Annotated in this window: 16 protein-coding genes; 11 read left to right on the top strand and 5 right to left on the bottom strand. The window is 71.5% G+C overall.

Annotated elements, in window-relative coordinates; translation table 11 throughout:
* Nucleotides 1-10: 10 nt before the first annotated feature.
* The 7 genes from DFJ66_RS36370 (at nt 11) to DFJ66_RS36340 (ending at nt 6,936) form a co-directional block, all read left to right on the top strand.
* Nucleotides 11-1,588 carry a DUF4331 domain-containing protein gene (locus DFJ66_RS36370; protein ID WP_121228221.1) on the top strand — a complete coding sequence of 526 codons (1,578 nt, stop codon included), beginning with the start codon at nt 11-13 and terminating at the stop codon, nt 1,586-1,588.
* Between the two features lie 61 nt (nt 1,589-1,649).
* Nucleotides 1,650-2,915 (top strand): tetratricopeptide repeat protein, encoded by a 1,266-nt coding sequence (locus tag DFJ66_RS36365; protein WP_121228219.1) that lies wholly within the window; start codon nt 1,650-1,652, stop codon nt 2,913-2,915.
* Entirely contained in the window at nt 2,912-4,309 is a 1,398-nt protein-coding gene (locus DFJ66_RS36360) for a nickel/cobalt transporter (protein WP_246030052.1), read from the top strand. The genes DFJ66_RS36365 and DFJ66_RS36360 overlap by 4 nt, the downstream gene beginning before the upstream one ends.
* Nucleotides 4,310-4,356: 47 nt before the next feature.
* Entirely contained in the window at nt 4,357-4,992 is a 636-nt protein-coding gene (locus tag DFJ66_RS36355; RefSeq protein WP_121228217.1) for a response regulator transcription factor, read from the top strand.
* Nucleotides 4,993-5,069: 77 nt separating this feature from the next.
* The gene (locus tag DFJ66_RS36350) at nt 5,070-5,447 is read left to right on the top strand and encodes an ATP-binding protein (RefSeq protein WP_121228215.1); all 378 of its coding nucleotides are present in this window, start codon (nt 5,070-5,072) and stop codon (nt 5,445-5,447) included.
* A 44-nt stretch (nt 5,448-5,491) separates the two neighbouring features.
* Nucleotides 5,492-6,565 (top strand): PAS domain-containing sensor histidine kinase, encoded by a 1,074-nt coding sequence (locus tag DFJ66_RS36345; protein ID WP_121232261.1) that lies wholly within the window; start codon nt 5,492-5,494, stop codon nt 6,563-6,565.
* Entirely contained in the window at nt 6,562-6,936 is a 375-nt protein-coding gene (locus tag DFJ66_RS36340; protein ID WP_246030051.1) for a response regulator, read from the top strand. The genes DFJ66_RS36345 and DFJ66_RS36340 overlap by 4 nt, the downstream gene beginning before the upstream one ends.
* An 86-nt stretch (nt 6,937-7,022) precedes the next feature.
* Here the strand turns inward: DFJ66_RS36340 and DFJ66_RS36335 are convergent, their stop codons facing one another.
* Nucleotides 7,023-7,838, bottom strand: coding sequence for a methyltransferase domain-containing protein (locus DFJ66_RS36335; RefSeq protein WP_170199871.1), 816 nt, complete (start codon nt 7,836-7,838; stop codon nt 7,023-7,025).
* Nucleotides 7,839-7,965: 127 nt separating this feature from the next.
* Between DFJ66_RS36335 and DFJ66_RS36330 the strand changes: the two genes are divergently transcribed.
* On the top strand, nt 7,966-8,973 hold the full coding sequence (locus DFJ66_RS36330) for an AraC family transcriptional regulator (RefSeq protein WP_121228211.1): 1,008 nt from the start codon (nt 7,966-7,968) through the stop codon (nt 8,971-8,973).
* A 647-nt stretch (nt 8,974-9,620) separates the two neighbouring features.
* Here DFJ66_RS36330 and DFJ66_RS36325 read toward each other — a convergent pair.
* A complete protein-coding gene (locus tag DFJ66_RS36325) occupies nt 9,621-14,054 on the bottom strand; it encodes a hybrid sensor histidine kinase/response regulator (protein WP_397556373.1) in 4,434 nt (1,477 codons plus the stop codon).
* Between the two features lie 97 nt (nt 14,055-14,151).
* On the opposite strand from DFJ66_RS36325, the gene DFJ66_RS36320 reads away from it, so the two are divergent.
* Nucleotides 14,152-15,540, top strand: a complete 1,389-nt coding sequence (locus DFJ66_RS36320; protein ID WP_121228209.1) for a PP2C family protein-serine/threonine phosphatase — start codon at nt 14,152-14,154, stop codon at nt 15,538-15,540.
* On the opposite strand, the gene DFJ66_RS36315 is transcribed toward DFJ66_RS36320, so the two are convergent.
* A complete protein-coding gene (locus tag DFJ66_RS36315; RefSeq protein WP_121228207.1) occupies nt 15,537-15,863 on the bottom strand; it encodes an STAS domain-containing protein in 327 nt (108 codons plus the stop codon). The two genes, DFJ66_RS36320 and DFJ66_RS36315, sit on opposite strands and share 4 nt — an antisense overlap.
* 138 nt (nt 15,864-16,001) lie before the next feature.
* Between DFJ66_RS36315 and DFJ66_RS36310 the strand changes: the two genes are divergently transcribed.
* Nucleotides 16,002-16,388, top strand: coding sequence for an ATP-binding protein (locus DFJ66_RS36310; RefSeq protein WP_121228205.1), 387 nt, complete (start codon nt 16,002-16,004; stop codon nt 16,386-16,388).
* Between the two features lie 54 nt (nt 16,389-16,442).
* Here the strand turns inward: DFJ66_RS36310 and DFJ66_RS36305 are convergent, their stop codons facing one another.
* Nucleotides 16,443-17,942 (bottom strand): trypsin-like serine protease, encoded by a 1,500-nt coding sequence (locus tag DFJ66_RS36305; RefSeq protein ID WP_121228203.1) that lies wholly within the window; start codon nt 17,940-17,942, stop codon nt 16,443-16,445.
* Between the two features lie 166 nt (nt 17,943-18,108).
* Between DFJ66_RS36305 and DFJ66_RS36300 the strand changes: the two genes are divergently transcribed.
* Nucleotides 18,109-18,336: a hypothetical protein gene (locus DFJ66_RS36300; protein ID WP_121228201.1), complete on the top strand. Its 228-nt coding sequence runs from the start codon at nt 18,109-18,111 to the stop codon at nt 18,334-18,336.
* A gap of 87 nt (nt 18,337-18,423) precedes the next feature.
* Here DFJ66_RS36300 and DFJ66_RS36295 read toward each other — a convergent pair whose 3' ends face one another.
* Nucleotides 18,424-18,624, bottom strand: coding sequence for an antitoxin (locus DFJ66_RS36295; RefSeq protein ID WP_121228199.1), 201 nt, complete (start codon nt 18,622-18,624; stop codon nt 18,424-18,426).
* Nucleotides 18,625-18,630: the final 6 nt, after the last annotated feature.

Raw genomic sequence — 18,630 nt, 5'->3', positions numbered from 1 at the left:
GGGATCGAGCATGTCCACACCGCTCTCCAGGCGCCGAACCACGCGCGTGACCGCCGCGCTCGCCGCGGTCGGCGTCGCGGCCACCGCCGCGGGCCTGGTCGGCGCGCCGGGTCCGGCGGGCGCGTCGAGCCACCGGGAGGCGCCGCTGATCGCCGGCGACCCGGCGGTCGACAACACCGACGTCTACGCGTTCGTGAGCCCCGACCACCAGGACACCGTCACGCTGATCGCGAACTTCGCGCCGTTCTCCGAACCCAACGGCGGCCCGAACTTCTACCCGTTCGCGACCGACGCCCGCTACGACATCAACGTCGACAACGACGGCGACGCCAAGGCCGACCTCACCTACCGGTTCACCTTCCAGACCGAGGACAAGCGCGGAAAGGCGACCTTCCTCTACAACAACGGGGTCGTCACCACCCTGGACGACGAGAACCTGCTGTTCCGCCAGTACTACACGCTCGAAGTGGTCGACCAGCACGGCAACGCCAAGAAGCTCGTCCAGCGCGGCAAGGTCGCGCCGTCCGACACCGGCCCGAAGTCCATGCCGGACTACGGCGCGCTGCGCGACCAGGCGATCACCGCCGTCCCCGGCGGGGCGCGGGCGTTCGTCGGGCAGTCCGACGACCCGTTCTTCCTGGACCTGCGGGTGTTCGACCTGCTGTACGGGGCGGACCTGTCCGAGGTCGGCCAGGACACCCTGCGCGGGTACAACGCCAACACCATCGCCTTGCAGGTGCCCAAGAACTGGTTGGCGCTCAAGGGCGACGCCAAGCGCAACCCCGTCATCGGGGTGTGGAGCGACACCGAGCGCCGGTCCATGGAGCTCAGCCCCGGGAAGTACCGGGCGCACGGCGACTGGGTGCAGGTGTCGCGGCTGGGCAACCCGCTGGTCAACGAGGTCGTGGTGCCGGCGGCGCTGAAGGACGCGTTCAACTCGCTCACGCCCGACCAGGACGCCAAGGTCAAGGAGCTGGTGGACCGGGTCACCGCGCCCGAGGTGCCGCAGCTGATCGAGCAGCTGTACAAGATCCCCGCGCCCAAGGGCAAGCGGGACGACCTCGTGGAGATCTTCCTGACCGGCATCACCACCAAGCTCGGCGGCCCCATCAAGGCCGACCTGAACTCGCAGCTGAACAACGCCGACGTGAACCCGAAGCGGTTCGTGCCGTCCGAGCAGCTGCGGCTGAACATGGGCGTCGCGGTGTCCGGTGACCAGAACCGGCTGGGCGTGCTGGCCAAGGACAACCAGGGCTTCCCCAACGGCCGGCGGCTGACCGACGACGTGGTGGACATCGGCCTGCAGGCGCTGGAGGGCGCGGCGGTCAACGGGGTGGTCGAGGGGCTGGCGGCCGGGGACAAGGTGGACGCCAACGAGAACGCGTTCGGCAAGCAGTTCCCCTACGTGGCGCTGCCGAACAACACCGCGGTCAACGCCGGTGGCGGTGCGGTGGCGATCAAGCCGACGGCGGGCGAGTCGATGCCGACCGCGCCGCTGTGGGGCGGACTGCTCGCGGTCCTGCTGATCGGCGGCGGGTTCTGGGTGTTCCGGAACCGCGCCCGGCAGACCGCCTCCCCGACCGAGTAGTCCGCTTGCGCCCGGCGGGGACGCACCTCCCCGCCGGGCCTCTCCTCCGGAGGTCTTCCGCATGATCCGGCTCGTCGCCGTCACGGCCATCGTCGGCGGGATCGCTCTCCTGGTCACCGCCGTGTCCGCGCTGTCCACCCCCGACGCCAACCCGCCGCCCGCGCCCGCCGCGGTCGAGTCGGCCCTGCACCGCACGATCTCCGCCGCGCAGGACAAGCTGCGCCGCACCCCGTCCGACGCGCGCACGTGGGCGTCGCTGGGCACCGCGTACGTCGAGCAGGCCCGCGTAACCGGCGACCCCGCGTACTACGCCAAGGCCCAGGGCGCGCTGGACGAGTCGCTCGAGCACCAGCCCGACAACGGTTGGGCGCTCGTGGGCCTGGGTGCGCTGGCCAACGCCCGCCACGACTTCACCACCGCCCGCGACCTGGCCCAACGCGCGGCGGCCGTGCTGCCCGACACCGCCGAGGTGTACGGGGTGCTGGCGGACGCGCAGACCCAGCTGGGCCTGGAGGCGACCGCGACCGTGCAGCGGATGCTGGACCTGGAGCCCGGCGTGCCGTCGTTCACCCGGGCCGCGTACGACCTGGAGCAGCGCGGTGACGTCGAGGGTGCCCGGACGGCGCTCGAGCGGGCGTTGGAGGCGGCGGTGGTGCCCACCGAGGTGGTGTTCTGCCGGTACCACCTGGGTGAGCTGGCGTTCGACAACGGCCGGTTGGACGAGGCCGAGGCCCAGTACGAGCAGGGTCTGCTGGTCGATCCCCGGGACGTGACTTTGTTGCAGGGCAAGGCAAAGGTCGCCGCCGCGCGCGGGCGGGTCGATGACGCACTCCGGGTGTACGAGGAGTTGGTGGCGCGGGCGCCCCTGCCGCAGTTCCTGCACGAGTACGCGGTGCTGTTGCGCCGGGCCGGGCGCGGTGACGAGGCGGCACGGCAGTTCTCCGTGCTGGACCAGCAGTTCGCGCTGCTGGCGGCGTCGGGCGGGTCGGACGACCTTGCGGCGTCCGTGGCCGCGGCGGACCGGGGCGACGCGGTGACGGCGTTGCGGTCGGCCGAAGCGGAGTGGGGGCGGCGGCAGCACGTGCTGGTGGCCGACGCGCTGGCGTGGGCGCTGCACTTGAACGGGCGGGATGGTGAGGCCTTGGAGTACGCCACGCGGGCGGCGGCCCCGGGGTGGCGCAACGCGGTGTTCGCGTTCCACCGGGGCACGATCCTGGCCGCACTGGGCCGACCCGAGGCGGCGGACGTGCTGGACGAGGCGCTGCGCATCAACCCGCACTTCCCCGACGCCGGCGCGGCTCGGTCGACCCTGGCGGGGTTGCGGTGAGGTGGATCGTCGCCGGCTTGCTCGGACTGGGTGTGCTGCTCGGTGGGGCGGCGACGGCGACGGCGCACCCGTTGGGCAACTTCACGGTCAACCACTACCACGGGATCACCGTGTCATCCGACCGCGTGGTGGTGCGGGCGGTGGTGGACACCGCGGAGATCCCCACCCTCCAGGAACGCCCGTCCGAAGTGGACGGTTACGCCGCCCGCGAGTGCGCCGCGCTGGCCGCGTCGCTGGTCGTGGAGGTGGACGGGCGAGCGGTGCCCGGCGCGGTGCGAGCCGGCGCGGTCGAGTTCCCGCGCGGCGAGGCCGGGTTGCCCACGACCCGGCTGACCTGCGAGGTCGAGGCGGGCGCGTCCGGGGAGACGGTCGTGGTGCGCGACGGGTACCGGACGGACCGGATCGGGTGGCGCGAGATGACCGCCGTGGGTGACGGGGTGGCGCTGGTCGACCCGCCGGTGCCGGCGGTGAGCGTGACCGGCGAACTGCGGACGTACCCGGAAGACCTGCTGGCCGACCCGCTGGACGTCCGGTCGGTGACACTGCGGGTGCGGCCGGGCTCGGGCGGGCCGGTGGCCGCCGCTCCCCCGACCGGCGGGACGTCGCTGCTGACCCGGGCCACGGCGGCGTTCACGTCGTTCGCCGGCAGCCGCGACCTGACGCCGTGGGTCGGGGCGCTGGCGGTGCTGCTGTCCCTGGTGATGGGCGCTTCGCACGCGGCGCTGCCGGGGCACGGGAAGACGGTGATCGCCGCGTACCTGGCCGGGCGGGACGGGACGCCCCGGGACGCGGTGGTGGTCGGGGCGACGGTCACGCTCACCCACACGGCCGGGGTGCTGGTGCTGGGGTTGGTGGTGAGCGCGGCGGGGGCGTTCGCCGGGGAGGAGGTGCTGCGGTGGCTCGGCGTGGTGAGCGGGGTCGTGGTGGCCGCGATCGGGGTCGGGTTGCTGCGCTCGGCCCTCACCCGAAGGCGTGAGTTGGTGAACGCCGGGCACGGGCACCAACACGGCCACGGTCACTCGCACGGCCACGGTCACTCGCACGGCCACGGTCACTCGCACGGCCACGGGTTCCGGCTGGGTCGCGGCGGGCTGGTGGGCATGGGGATCGCCGGGGGCCTGGTGCCGAGCCCGTCCGCCCTGGTCGTGCTGCTCGGCGCGGCGGCGCTCGGCCGGACGTGGTTCGGCGTGGTGCTCGTCCTCGGCTACGGCCTGGGCATGGCGGCCACGCTCACCGCCGTCGGCCTGCTGCTGGTCCGCCTGCGCGACCGCCTCACCGCCGTCGAACGGCTGCGCGACCGGCTGGGCGACTGGTTCGGAGCGCTCCCCGCGCTCACCGCCGGCCTGGTGCTCGTCGTGGGCGCGGGGCTGGCCGTGCGGTCGGTGCTCGGCTGACCCTCTACGCTGGTGACCCGCCACCAGCCCGGAGGCCGCGAAGCCGCATGCCGCCCCACCCGATCCGCGTACTCCTCGTCGAGGACCACGACATGGTCGCCGAGGCGATCGGACTGGCGTTCCAGCACACCGCCGGCCTCGACGTGGTCGCCACCGCGCGCTCCGTGGCGGGTGCCGTCGCCGCGACCCGCGAGCACCGCCCCGACGTCGTGGTGCTGGACCGGCGGCTGCCCGATGGCGACGGCACGTCGGCCATCGGCGACCTGGCCGCGCTGGGCGCCCGGGTCCTGGTCCTGACCGGCGAGGCCACCGCGTCCGTCGCCGCCCGGGTGGCGGAGGCGGGCGGTGCGGGCCTGGTGCTCAAGTCGTCCCGGCTGGAGGAGTTGGCCGACGCGGTCCGCCGGGTCGCGGACGGCGAGGCGGTGTTCGACGGCACCCTGCTCAACGGCGTGCTCAACCGCCTGACCGGCCGCGTGCCCCCGACCGGCGCATCCCTGACCGCGCGCGAACGCGAGACCCTGGCGCTGCTCGCCGATGGCGCCAGCACGGACGAGATCGCCACCCGCCTGGGCGTCGCCCGCAACACCGTCCGCAACCACGTGCAGCGGGTGCTGGACAAGCTGGGTGCCCGGTCGAAGCTGGAGGCCGTCACCATCGCCCGCCGCGAGGGCCTGGTCGACTAGCGCCTGGTGCGTTTGCACCAGACGTGGTGGTTTGGCTGCGTCTCGCTTTCCGGGGGCTCGTGGTCCACCCTGCGAGCGTGGACGTGCCGGCAGCCGACCTGGTGGCGGAGTTCAGCCCGCCCGAGGGGCGCGGCGGCGCCGGGCTCGCTCGCGAGTTCACCCGGCGCACGCTGGTGCGGTGGGGGTACACGGGCGTGCACGACGACGTCGTGCTCGCGGTCTCCGAACTGGTCGCCAACGCCAATCGACACGCGCGCGGGCCGGCCGTGCTGAAGCTGCTCGGCGGGGTCCGCCGGGTGCGGGTCGAGGTGTCCGACGGCAGCCCCGAACAGCCCGGTCAGCGGGTCGCGGGCGTGCGCGGCGGGTGGGGGTTGCCGTTGATCGGGCGGCTGTCCCGGGCGTGGGGTGTCACCCCGTTGGCGCACGGCAAGGTCGTGTGGTGCGAGCTGGGCTAGCGCCCCGGCCGCCGGCGGTCGCCGCGATGGTGCACAGTGGCGCCATGTCCGGATCGCCGCTCAGGCCCGAGCCCCTCGACCAGTCCGCGTTCCGGCTGCTCGTGGAGGGTGTCGTCGACTACGCCATCTTCATGCTCGACCCGGGCGGCCACATCGTGAGCTGGAACGCCGGCGCCGAACGGATCAAGGGCTACCGGGCCGAAGAGATCCTGGGCAGGCACTTCTCGGTGTTCTACCCGCCGGAGGACATCGCGACCGACAAGCCCGCCCGGGAGCTGGAGGCCGCCATCGCCGACGGGCGGCTGGAGGACGAGGGGTGGCGGTTGCGCGCGGACGGCACGCGGTTCTGGGCCAACGTCGTGATCACCGCCCTGTTCGACGACGACGGGCAGCTGCGCGGGTTCGGCAAGGTCACCCGGGACATGACCGAACGCCGCCGGGCCGAGCAGGCGCTGCTGGAGCGGCGCAGGCTGGTCAGCCACCTGGTCGAGGCGCAGGAGTTGGAGCGGCGGCGCATCGCGTGGGACGTGCACGACGACTCGATCCAGGCCATGGTCGCCGTAGGGATGCGCCTGCAACTGCTGTCCGCCACGCTGCCCGAGGAGCACCGCGCCGCCGTGGACCGGCTCGACACCACCGTCCGCGACACCGTCGACCGGCTGCGCCTGCTGGTGTTCCGCCTGCGCCCGCCGGAACTGGACCAGCTGGGCCTGGTCCGGGCTCTGGAGCGCTACCTGGGCGACATCGTCCCCCGTTGGGGCTTGGCGTACGCCGTGCACGACCTGCTGGAGCGCGAGCCGGTCGGCGACACGGCGATCACGATCTTCCGGATCTTCCAGGAGGCGCTGGCGAACGTCGGCAAGCACGCACAAGCGTCCACTGTGGAGATAACTTTGTCCACTGTGGACGACGGGACCCTGGTGGACGTCTCCGACGACGGCCGCGGCGGCGCCGTGATCGACCACCGCAGGCCCGGCACGGAACACTTCGGCATGATCGAGATGCGCGAACGCGCCGAAACCGCCGGCGGCTGGTGGACCGCCGGCGACCGCCCCGGCGGCGGCACGTCGGTCCGCTACTGGCTCCCCTTCACCACACCCCGCCCGGAGCACCCGTGAAGGCCCCGCTGCGCGTGCTCATCTGCGACGACGACACCCTCATCGGCGAGGCCCTGCACGACGTCCTGACCGCCGAACCGGACCTGTCCGTGGTAGCCGTCGCCCGCACCGCCGACGACGCGATCGCCCTGGCCGAACGCCACTCCCCCGACGTGGCCGTGCTCGACGTCCGAATGCCCGGCGGCGGAGGCCCCCGCGTGGCCCGCGAGATCCGCCGCCGCAGCCCTTCGACACGCCTGATGGCCTTCTCCGCCCACGTCGACGTGGCGGTGGTGGACGAGATGCGGCGGGAGGGCGTGCTCGAGTACCTGGTCAAGGGCGCGACCAACGCCGACATCGTGGCAACGGTCCGCCGCGTCGGCCGCACCTGACGCGATCCACGGGACCGTCGACTCGCATGCGGTGTGCGGCGGCGGGCCCCGACCTCCGCCGCAACCTCGCCGATCGACCCGCCCGTCTACCCCTTGCGCCGCTTCGCAGTCGTGAGGACGGCGTTCGCGGTCAGCACCAACTCCCCGCTCCTGACGAACGACTGCCACCCGGCCACGACGTCCTGCTGGAGTGCGGCCGACTTCGCGTCGTCGAGCGTTGCGATCGCGGCGATCAGGGGCGTGCTGTGGACGTACTGCCAGAGGAACTCCGCCGGCGCGGGCAGGGTGACCGTCAGCGCTTTCGACCGGACGTCGATGTCGTCGAACCCGGCGTCGGTCGCCAGCGTCCGCAGCTGCTCCGGGTCGTACAGCGAGAACACCGCACGCATGAAGCCCGCCACTTCGGGTGACACGTGCCGTGCGAGTGCCTGTTCGAGGACCGCGAACAGCGGTGGAGTCGGGCCGACCGTTGCGATGGCGACGCGTCCGCCGGGGGTGAGGACGCGGTGCACCTCGCGGAGAGCCGATTGCTTGTCTTCGACGAACTGCATGCCGAGTGAGCTGACGACGACGTCGAAGGCGCCATCGGGCAGCGGCAGCGCTGCCGCGTCCCCCTCGCGCCAGTCGATCTCGGCACTGCCCGCGCGCGCGATCTCGAGCATGCCGGCGCTGATGTCGAGGCCGGTCACCGATCCGCGAGGCCCGACCCGTTCGGCGGCACGACGAGTCACGACACCGGTACCGCATGCGATGTCGAGCACCCGCTCACCGGCGCGCAGGTCGGCCGCCTCGAGCAGGGCACCGGCCCAGGCGGTGCCGATCGTCGGGACGAAGTACCGCTCGTAGTTCTCGACCGGGTTGCCGCTGTGCTGCTTCCACAACCCCGTAGTCGTGCTGGTCATCTCGATGCACCTCCGGATGGCGTTCACACGCGGCTGATGACACAGTCGACTGTGGTGGCGATGCCCCGCCGCCGGCCATGACGGTGAAGCCGAAAGACCTGATGAAGACGCCGAGGTCGGTCGGGCGATGACCGAGGGCGCAAGCGCTCCGGTCGAGCCCCTGAACGACGCGCTCGAGCGGATCCGCCTCGAGGGCGCCATCTTCATGCGCTGCGAGTTCACCGAACGCTGGGCGCTGTCCGACCTGGGTGGCCCTGGGTTCGCCGCGATGATGCACCCCGGTGCCGAGCGCTTGGTCCTGTTCCACGTCGTGGCATCGGGACGCTGTTGGGTTTCGACCCCCGGCGGCGACCGCACCTGGGCCGACGCCGGAGACGTGATCGTGCTCCCGTACGGCGACGAATTCCTGGTCGGCGGCGAGGAGCCGGTCGAACCCGTGTCGGTCATGACCGTCGCCCCGCCGCCACCGTGGCACGAGATGCCGACACTCCGCCACGGCGAGGGCGGCTCCCGGACGGACGTCGTGTGCGGGTGCCTGTACTCCGAGGACCCGCTGTTCGACCCCGACCTGAAGGCGTTCCCTCCCGCGTTCGTCGTACCCACCACGGACGGCCCCGCACGATCGTGGTTCGACGCCAGCATCGCCTACGCCCTCGAGCAAGCTCCCGGTGGCGGCGGGATCCGACGGACGAAGCTGCCCGAAATGCTGATCATCGAAGTGCTGCGCCTCTACCTGTCGACCGCGCCCGGGGCCGACCGGGGCTGGCTCGCGGCCGTGCGCGACCCGGTGCTCGCCCCGGCGATGAAGGCCATCCACGGCCACCCCGGACGCAGGTGGACCGTCGACGACCTCGCCAGGCTGACGGCGGTCTCACGGTCATCGCTCGACGCCCGCTTCCGCGAGATCCTGGGCCTGTCACCGATCCGCTACGTCAACGAGTGGCGCATGCGCGTCGCCCAAGACCTGCTCGCCACCACCGACATGACGGTCGCCGCGATCGCGAGGCGGATCGAGTACGAGTCCGAGGAAGCGTTCAGCCGAGCGTTCAAACAGGCCACTGCGCAGTCACCCAGTGTTTGGCGGACAAGCCGATCGACCAGCCGTCCACGACCGACTGGTGGTCCGAGTCAGTAGGCGATGCGGTCGCGGACCGTGTAGCGGTGCGCCGAGAGCGGCAAGTCCTTCTTTGGCGCGCGCAGCGCGCTGTGCGTGTGGTGGTCTCAACCACAGGTGGAGGGCCTCGGTTCCCCCGCCGTATGGCCTGCCCGAAGGGCTACCACATTTTGGGCCGGGTGCAGCCGAAAGTTTTTGCGAGGAACGAGCAAAAAGTTTTAGCGGCACCCGGCCCAAAATGTGGTTGGCTCCGCCAGGCCATACGGCGGGGGAACCGACGCCCTTCACCCCCCGCTGGCGGCCTGCCGCGCGGCGAGCGCCGCTTTTGATCTTTGAACTCGACGCTTCGCTCTCAAGCTTGCGCTTCGCGCTCTCAAGATTAAAAGCGCCTCGCCGGCGGGCAGGCCACCAAAGATGACCCAACTGCAACGGCGGGGGCTTCTTGCTTTTGTCATCTCCGTATGGCCTGGCGGAGCCTACCACAGATTTCCCCGGGTGCCGCTAAAACTTTTTGCTCGTTCCTCGCAAAAACTTTCGGCTGCACCCGGGGAAATCTGTGGTAGCCCTTCGGGCAGGCCATACGGAGATGACAAAAGCAAGAAGCCCAAGTTGGGTTGTGTCCTCTCCGGTGGACTGCCGCTTGCCGGCTTCGCCGCAGGACTGCGTGGCTAGTCCTGTTCCAGGCCGAGGTAGAAGGCGATCAGCCGCAGCAGGTGCTCGGTGTCCACCGGCTTCGTCACGTAATCCGTCGCACCCGATGCCAGGGACTTCTCCCGGTCCCCCTTCATCGCCTTGGCCGTCACCGCGATCACCGGCAGGTCCGCGTACCGCGACATCGCCCGGATCGCCGCGATCGTCGCGTTGCCGTCCAGTTCCGGCATCATGATGTCCATCAGCACCAGCGACACGTCGTCGTACTGCTCCAGGGCCCGCACGCCGGTGATCCCGTTGTCCGCGTAGATCACCTCCAGGCCGTGCAGTTCCAGCACGCTGGTCAGGGCGAAGACGTTGCGCAGGTCGTCGTCGACGATCAGGACCTTCTCGCCGTGGAAGCGCATCGGCGCGGGGGGGAGGTCGTCGGGGGCCTCGGCGACCGTCGTCGGTTCCTCGACCGGGGTCAGCAGCTCCGGGAGTTCCGGTTCGACCGGGGTCGGGACCAGGCTGTGGTCGCCCAGGGGCAGGTACAGGGTGAACGTCGAGCCGACGCCCGGTTCGCTGCGCACGTCCAGGCGGCCTTCCAGCAGGGCGGCCAGTTCGCGGCTGATGGACAGGCCCAGGCCCGTGCCGCCGTACTTGCGGGACGTGGTGCCGTCGGCCTGTTGGAACGCCTCGAAGATCACCGACAGCTTGTCCGCCGGGATGCCGATGCCGGTGTCCTGCACGTCGAAGGCGACCGCGCCCTCGGACAGGCGGATGCGCAGGCGGATGGCGCCGTCGTGGGTGAACTTCACCGCGTTGGACAGCAGGTTGCGCAGGATCTGCTGCAGCCGGTGCTCGTCGGTGTGCAGGGTGGACGGGACGTCCGGCTCGACGGTGACCTCGAACTCCAGGTTCTTCTCCGCCGCCAGCGGCAGGGTCAGCGCCTCGACGTAGTTCACCACGTCCGACACCCGCACGGGGTCGGTCTGCACCTGCATGTGCCCGGACTCGACCTTGGTCAGGTCCAGGATGTCGTCGATGAGCTGCAGCAGGTCCGTGCCCGCCGAGTGGATGGTCTTCGCGAACTCGACCTGCTTCGGGTTGAGGTTGCCGTCGAGGTTGTCGGCCAGCAGCTTGGCCAGGATGAGCAGGCTGTTGAGCGGGGTGCGCAGCTCGTGGCTCATGTTCGCCATGAACTCGGACTTGTACTTCGACGCCGAGGACAGCTGCCTTGCCCGCGCCTCCAGCTCCACCGAACCGGCCCGCAGCTCCTCGGTCAGGCGCTGCGACTCGGCCAGCAGGCTGTCCGTGCGGGCGTTGGCGAGCATGGTGTTGACGTTGACGCCGATGTTCTCCTTCAGCTGGTCCAGCAGGTCCAGGTGGACCTCGGTGAACTCGCTGAACGACCCCAGCTCGATCACGCCCAGCGTCTCGCCCTGGAACACCACCGGCAGGATCACCAGGTTCAGCGGCGGCGCGGAGCCCAGGCCCGAGCCGATCTCCAGGTAGCCCGGCGGCACGTCCCGCACCAGCACGGTCTTCTTCTCCACCGCCACCTGGCCGATCAGCGACTCGCCGCGCGCGAACCGGGTCGGTCGGCCGCCGCGTGGCTGGTAGGCGTAGGTGGCGGTCAGCTCGACCGCGTCGGACTCGCCGTCGACCAGGAAGAACGCGCCGTGCTGGGCGGAGACCAGCGGGGCCAGTTCGCTGATCACCAGCGACGCCATGGCGTGCAGGTCGCGGTGGCCCTGCATCATGCCCGACAGCCGTGCCAGGTTGGTCTTGAGCCAGTCCTGCTCCTGGTTGGCGCGGGTCGTCTCGCGGAGGTTGCTGATCATCCGGTTGACGTTGTCCTTCAGCTCCGCGACCTCGCCGGAGGCGTCCACGGTGATCTGGCGGCTCAGGTCGCCCGCGGTCACGGCGGTGGCCACGACGGCGATCGCGCGCACCTGCCGGGTGAGGTTCCCGGCCAGCTCGTTGACGTTCTCGGTGAGCCGCTTCCACGTGCCGGACACGCCCTCGACCTCGGCCTGGCCGCCCAGCTTGCCCTCGGTGCCGACCTCGCGGGCGACACGGGTGACCTCGTCGGCGAACGACGACAGCTGGTCGACCATGGTGTTGATCGTGGTCTTGAGCTCCAGGATCTCGCCGCGGGCGTCCACGTCGATCTTCTTGGACAGGTCGCCGCGGGCGACGGCGGTGGTGACCTGGGCGATGTTGCGGACCTGGTTGGTCAGGTTGTTCGCCATGAAGTTGACGTTGTCGGTCAGGTCCTTCCACGTGCCGGCCACGTTCGGGACGCGGGCCTGACCGCCCAGGATGCCCTCGGTGCCGACCTCGCGGGACACGCGGGTGACCTCGTCGGCGAACGCGCGCAGCGTGTCCACCATGCCGTTGATGGTGTCGGCCAGGGCCGCGATCTCGCCCTTGGCCTCGACGGTGATCTTCTTCGACAGGTCGCCGCCCGCGACCGCCGCCGCCACCGCCGCGATGCTGCGCACCTGGGTGGTCAGGTTGTCGGCCATGACGTTGACGTTGTCGGTCAGGTCCTTCCACGTGCCCGCGACGCCCGGCACGCGGGCCTGGCCGCCGAGGCGACCGTCCGTGCCGACTTCGCGGGCCACGCGCGTGACCTCGTCGGCGAAGCCGGACAGCTGGTCCACCATCGTGTTGATGGTCGACTTGAGCTCGAGGATCTCGCCGCGCGCGTCGACGGTGATCTTCTGGGACAGGTCGCCGCCCGCGACCGCCGTGGTGACCTGGGCGATGTTGCGGACCTGGGCGGTCAGGTTGTTGGCCATGAAGTTCACCGAGTCGGTCAGGTCCCGCCAGGTGCCCGCCACGCCGGGGACCTGGGCCTGACCGCCGAGGCGACCGTCGGTGCCGACCTCTCGGGCGACGCGGGTGACCTCGTCGGCGAACGACGACAGCTGGTCCACCATCGTGTTGACGGTGTCCTTCAGCTCCAGGATCTCGCCGCGCGCGTTGACCGTGATCTTCTGCGACAGGTCACCGCGCGCCACGGCCGTCGCGACCTGGGCGATGTTGCGGACCTGGGCGGTCAGGTTGCCCGCCATGAAGTTCACCGAGTCGGTCAGGTCACGCCACGTGCCCGCCACGCCGGGGACCTGGGCCTGACCGCCGAGGCGGCCATCGCTGCCGACCTCGCGCGCCACGCGGGTCACCTCGGCGGCGAACGAGCTGAGCTGGTCGACCATCGTGTTGATCGTGGTCTTGAGCTGGAGGATCTCGCCGCGCGCGTCCACGTCGATCTTCTGCGACAGGTCGCCCTGCGCGACCGCCGTGGTGACCTGGGCGATGTTGCGGACCTGGCTGGTCAGGTTGCCCGCCATGAAGTTCACCGAGTCGGTCAGGTCGCGCCACGTGCCGGCCACGCCGGGGACCTGCGCCTGACCACCCAGCCGGCCCTCGGTGCCGACCTCTCGGGCGACGCGGGTGACCTCGTCGGCGAACGAGCTGAGCTGGTCCACCATCGTGTTGATGGTGTCCTTGAGCTCGAGGATCTCGCCGCGCGCGTCCACGGTGATCTTCTGCGACAGGTCGCCCTGCGCCACCGCCGTCGCGACCTGGGCGATGTTGCGGACCTGGCTGGTCAGGTTGTTCGCCATGAAGTTGACGTTGTCGGTCAGGTCGCGCCAGGTGCCGCCGACGCCGGGGACCTGCGCCTGACCACCGAGCCGACCGTCCGTGCCGACCTCGCGGGCCACGCGGGTGACCTCGTCGGCGAACGAGCTGAGCTGGTCGACCATCGTGTTGACGGTGTCCTTCAGCTCCAGCATCTCGCCCGCGACCGTGACGGTGATCTTCTGCGACAGGTCGCCCTGCGCCACCGCCGTCGCCACCTGCGCGATGTCGCGGACCTGCGCGGTGAGGTTGTCGGACATGAAGTTCACCGAGTCGGTCAGGTCACGCCAGGTCCCCGCCACGCCCGGCACGTTGGCCTTGCCGCCCAGCCGGCCCTCGGTGCCGACCTCGCGCGCCACGCGCGTGACCTCGCCCGCGAACGTCCGCAGGGTCGCGGTCATCGAGTTGAAGCTCTCCACCAGGGTCGCCACGTCGCCGCGCGCGGTGACGGTGATCTCCTGGGACAGGTCGCCCTCGGCCACGGCCGCCAGCACCCGGCTCAGCTCGGCGGTCGGGCGGGTCAGGTCGTCGATCAGGCCGTTGACCGCGTCGGCGGCCATCGCCCAGCCCTGCGGACCGGCCCCGGGCGCGAGCCGCTCGCTCAGCCGCCCCTCCTGGCCCACCGCCTGGCGCACCCGCACCAGCTCGCCGACCAGCCACTGGTTGCGCTCGGCGATCTCGTTGAACACCTCGGCCAGCTCGGCGGCCGGGCCGTCGGGCACCACGAGCCGGCGGCGGAAGTTCCCGTCCCGCATCTCGCGCATCGCGGACAGCAGGCGGGCCAGGGTCACGTCCGTGTCGTCCTGGGCGGTCGTCACGAGGGCCTCCAACGTCTGCGGATGTGCGCCAAGCCTGCCACTGTTGAACGCGGCGTGTCCGCTAGGTTGGGGCACGACCCGACACACAGGAGCCGCGATGGCCCAAGGCTACCGGCAGGGCGCCGACGCGGGCCTCGACCTCGACGCGTGGCGCCGCCTCGTCGACGGCTTCCACGAGGCCGTGGTGGTGCTCGACCCGGAGGGGGTCGTGCGCCTGGCCAACCCGCTCGCCGCCGTGCTGTTCCCCGAGGCCAGGCCCGGCGCGCCGGCCTCGCCGCACGGCCGTGCCCAGGACCTGGGCGGCGGGTGGACCGCGTGGTACCGGGGTGTCGAGGACTTCCTGGAGCGGGCGTCGCAGCGGCTCGCCGTGCTGACCGACCGTGACGAGACGCTGCGGACCGTGGTCGAGCTGGCGCCGTCGGACCACCCCGTCGTCGTGGTGCCGGGCGCGCGCGGCCGGCTGGAGTGGTGGCGGCGGGACGGCTCCGACGTGGCCGTCGCGCGCACGACCCGGCAGATCGCGGGCACCGTGCCGGGGCTGCTGGACGTCCTGGACGGCTCCGCGCGACACGCCGAGATCCCCCACCCGGGTGATGCGCCGTGGGGTCGGCCCTCGGGATCCGGGGTCGCCGTGTCGTTCGACGGGCGCGGCGCGCTGGTGAGCTTCGGCCGGTCGCGGGACCTGGAGCTGCTGGAGCGGTTCGCCGAGCGGGCGTCGGCGGCGCTGGACGCGAGCACGCGGTTCAGCGAGCAGGAGCAGACCGTGGAGGCGCTGCGGGCGGACCTGCTGCCCCGTCCGCTGCCCACCCTGGCCGGCACTCGGTTGGCGCGCGTCTACGAGCCCGCGCACCGGCGCAACCTCGTCGGCGGCGACTTCTACGACGTGCACCCGCGCGAGGACGGCAGCGCCGCGTTCGTGCTGGGCGACGTGGCGGGCAACGGGCTGGAGGCGGCCGTGCACGCCGGGCACGTGCGGCGGTCCCTGCACACCCTGCTGCTGGTCGAGCAGCGGCCCGCGCAGCTGCTCCACCTGCTCAACTCGGCGCTGCGGGCGGCCGGCAGCCGGCTGTTCACCACCCTGGTCGTGGGCAACCTCGTGCCCGTGCAGGCCGGCGGGCTGCGGGTGACCCTGGCGGCCGGCGGGCACCCCGCGCCGCTGGTGCTGCGCGCCGGCGGGCGGGTGGACGAGGTGGCCGTGCACGGCGGGATCGTGGGCGTGCTGCCCGAGGTGAAGTTCCAGCAGACGACGGTCGCGCTGGCGCCGGGCGAGACCCTGCTGATCTACAGCGACGGCGTGACCGAGGCGCGGGCGCGCCGCGACCGGGAGGACCTGTTCGGCGACGTCCGGTTGAAGGCGGCGCTGGCGGAGTGCGTGGGCCTGCCGGCGGAGGCGGTGGCCGAGCACGTGCGGCGGGTGGTGTTCGACTGGCTGGGCGCCGCCGAGCACGACGACCTGACCATGCTGGTCGTGCAGGCGGCGGACTAGTTCGCCGTGGCCTCGTCCACGGAGTCGTGGATGTGCATGAACTCGGCCAGCTCGGTGAGCCGGAACAGCTTCTGCACGGCGGGCTGGAGCGAGGCCATGCGGAACTGGCCCCCGGCGGTGTCGAGGCGGCGGTGCCAGTCGAGCATCAGGGACAGGCCCGTGGTGTCCATGAACGGCACGCCGGCCAGGTCCACCACCACCCGCTGCCCCGGAGTCTCTTCGAGGTGGTCGGAGAGCACGGGCACGGTGTCCGCGTCCAGCTCGCCCGTCACCGCGACGACCGTCCAGCCGCCGCGCACCTCACTGCGCACCTGCAAGTCCATCGCGTTCCGCGCCTTCCCGCACGACGGGTGCCGTGCCGCTACAGATCGTGCAGCACGCGGCAAGTCGACGCGACCACTGGGTGGTCCAAGGGAGGAATGTGCGACGATGCGGTAACGGCCGATCAAGGGGAGCGGATTGTGCGCAACGAGCCAGCGACGCCGGTGGCCGTGACGCTGCCCGCGACCGCAGGCGCGTCCGCGCAGGCACGACGCATCGTGGGCGAGGCGGTGGCGGCGTGGGGCGTGGCGCCCGACGTGGCCGAAGACGCGGCGCTGGTGGTCACGGAGATGGTGTCGAACGCGGTGGACCACGCCGCGGGGCCTGTGGAACTGAGCGTCAGCCGGACGCGGAACGGCGGCGTGCGGATCGAGGTGTCCGATTCGTCCCCGACCCAGCCGTCCCCGAGACCCATCGAGGTCGACTCGGCCAGAGGCCGGGGCTTGATCATCATCGCCGCCCTGAGCCGGGAGTGGGGAACGACACCCACGGCGACCGGCAAGACGGTGTGGGCGGAACTGCCCTGAGAACGACCGTGGTCCCCGACCGCGGGGCCGGGGACCACGTGAACCATCGTTCGGTCAGGCCGTCTTCATGCCCTGCGCGCCCCACGGTGTGACGGTCAGGGTGTAGGTGGCGGTGCCGGTCTTGCCGTCTGCCGACGTCGCCTTGATCGTCACCCGGTAGGTCCCGGGCGGGGTCTGGAAGTTCGTGGTCAGGAACACCCCGCTGGTGCCGCCCTGGGCGATGGTGGTCGGGTTGAACTGGGCCTGCGCGCCCGACGGCAGGCCGGACGCCGACAGGGTCAGGTTGCCCGTCCCGCCGGACGCCGTCACCGAGAACTGCGCGAAGAAGCCCTGCTGCACGGTGCCCGACGACGGCGACACGGCGACCTTCACGTCACCCACCGGGGGCGTGCCGCTCTCCACAGTCAGCGACAGGGTGGTGGAAGCGGTCTTCCCGGAGGACGACGTCCCGGTCACCGTGACCGAGTACGTGCCGGCAGGGGTCGTGGAAGCGGTCTCGACGGTCAGCTTCGCGTTCGAACCGGTCGGCAAAGAAGTCGGCTGGAACACCGCCTTCGCCCCGGGAGGCAGGCCCGACGCCGACAACGTCACCTGCTCCGACCCACCCGGACCAGCCACCGACGTCACCGTCGTGGACGCGTACTTGCCGGCCGCCACCTTCACGGAAGCAGGCGAAACGCCCAACGTGAAGTCGGACTGGGGAGCGCCGACCTCCTGCTTGACCCAGTCGCCCATGTCGTTGGTCAGCCGCCCGTACACGCTGTACCACTTGAAGTCGCTGCGGCTCCACGACGCGACCCCGACGACCTTGCCGTCCACGATCAGCGGACCGCCGCTGTCACCGGGCAGGATGGTCACCCGGCCGTCCGCGTACCCGGCGCAGATCATGGTCGCCGACTTGAAGCCCGCGCCCACCCCCTGGCACTGGGTGTCGCCGTTGACGATCGGCAGGGTCGCCTTGTCCAGCGTGACGTCGCGCGAGGCGTCGTCGAAGTCCTTCTTGCCGTAGCCGAAGCCCAGGCCGCTCTTGCCGGGGACCGCCAGGCCCGCGTCGGCCGAGGTCGCGAACTGGGCGTACTTGCCGCCGCGCACGGGGATGTCGTCGGCGACGGTCACCACCGCCACGTCGTAGCCCTGGTCGAAGTTCACGTACTTCGGGTGCTTCTTGTACTCGACGACCTTCGTGCGGAAGCCGCCCGACGCGTTGAGGTCGTCCAGGCCGTACAGGAAGCTCTTCTCGCCGGCGGCGTCGGCGCAGTGCGCGGCGATGAGGACCTTGCGGGGCGCGACGACCGAGCCGGTGCACGACTGGCCCTGGGGGCGTGAGCCGCCCTCGCGCAGGCCGGCGATGATGGCGGGGAACTCGTCGACGGTGGCGTCCTGGCCGTTGTAGAACAACGCGCCGGCGTCCGATCGGGTGGGGATCGTGTCACCCTCGAAGGTGACGGCGGGCGCGGTGCCCGGTGCGGCGGAGGCTCCCGACAGGGGCAGGAGCGGTAGCAGCACGGCCGCCGCGACGAGGGGTGCGAGGCCCCTGGGACGTGGTCGTTTCACTGTGCTTCCCTTCCAGGCGGACAACCACCCCGGCAGGGGTCGGGGCGGCAAGCCCACTGTCGGGTGACACCCGGACGGGAACAATCAGGGACGTGATCCGTAGGGGTACGGCACTTATTCGCGGGTAACCCCGGTAGTGGACGCAGTCGGTTCGGAAGGAGGACAGGTGTCCACCACCCAGGAGACCGGCCAGGTGACCGGTACCAAGGACAAGGACTACAACATCATCTGGTTCGTCGAGGCGTGCCTGAGCAACGCCCTTCGACTGGAGACCTACATCGCCGACGCCGAGCGCGCCGGTGACAGCGAGCTGGCGGAGTTCTTCCGCCGGGCGCAGGGCGAGAGCCGCAAGGGCGCCGAGCAGGGCAAGCAACTGCTGGCCGCCAGGCTGTAGAACCCACGCGGAACGGGGCCGCCCGCTCGCCGGACGGCCCCGTTCGTCGCGCGCGTCACAGCCGGCGCGGGCTACGGCCGGCGCGTGTTACGGCTGCTGGCCGAAGTCGCGCAGGCCCTCCTTGGCCTTGTCGGTTCCCTGCTGGATCCGCTCGGAGTGCTGCCCGCCGGTCTTCTCGTCCACGAAGCCGCCGGCCTTGTCGATGCCCTGCTCGGCCTTGTCGCCGTGCTGCCCGAGCGCGTCCTTGGCCTTGTCCTTCAGCTCGTCGAACTTGTCGCCGATGCCCATCGTCGA

This window comes from Saccharothrix variisporea (genome assembly GCF_003634995.1).
Classification (GTDB): Bacteria; Actinomycetota; Actinomycetes; order Mycobacteriales; family Pseudonocardiaceae; genus Actinosynnema; species Actinosynnema variisporeum.
This window is presented reverse-complemented; position numbering and strand designations above follow the sequence as displayed.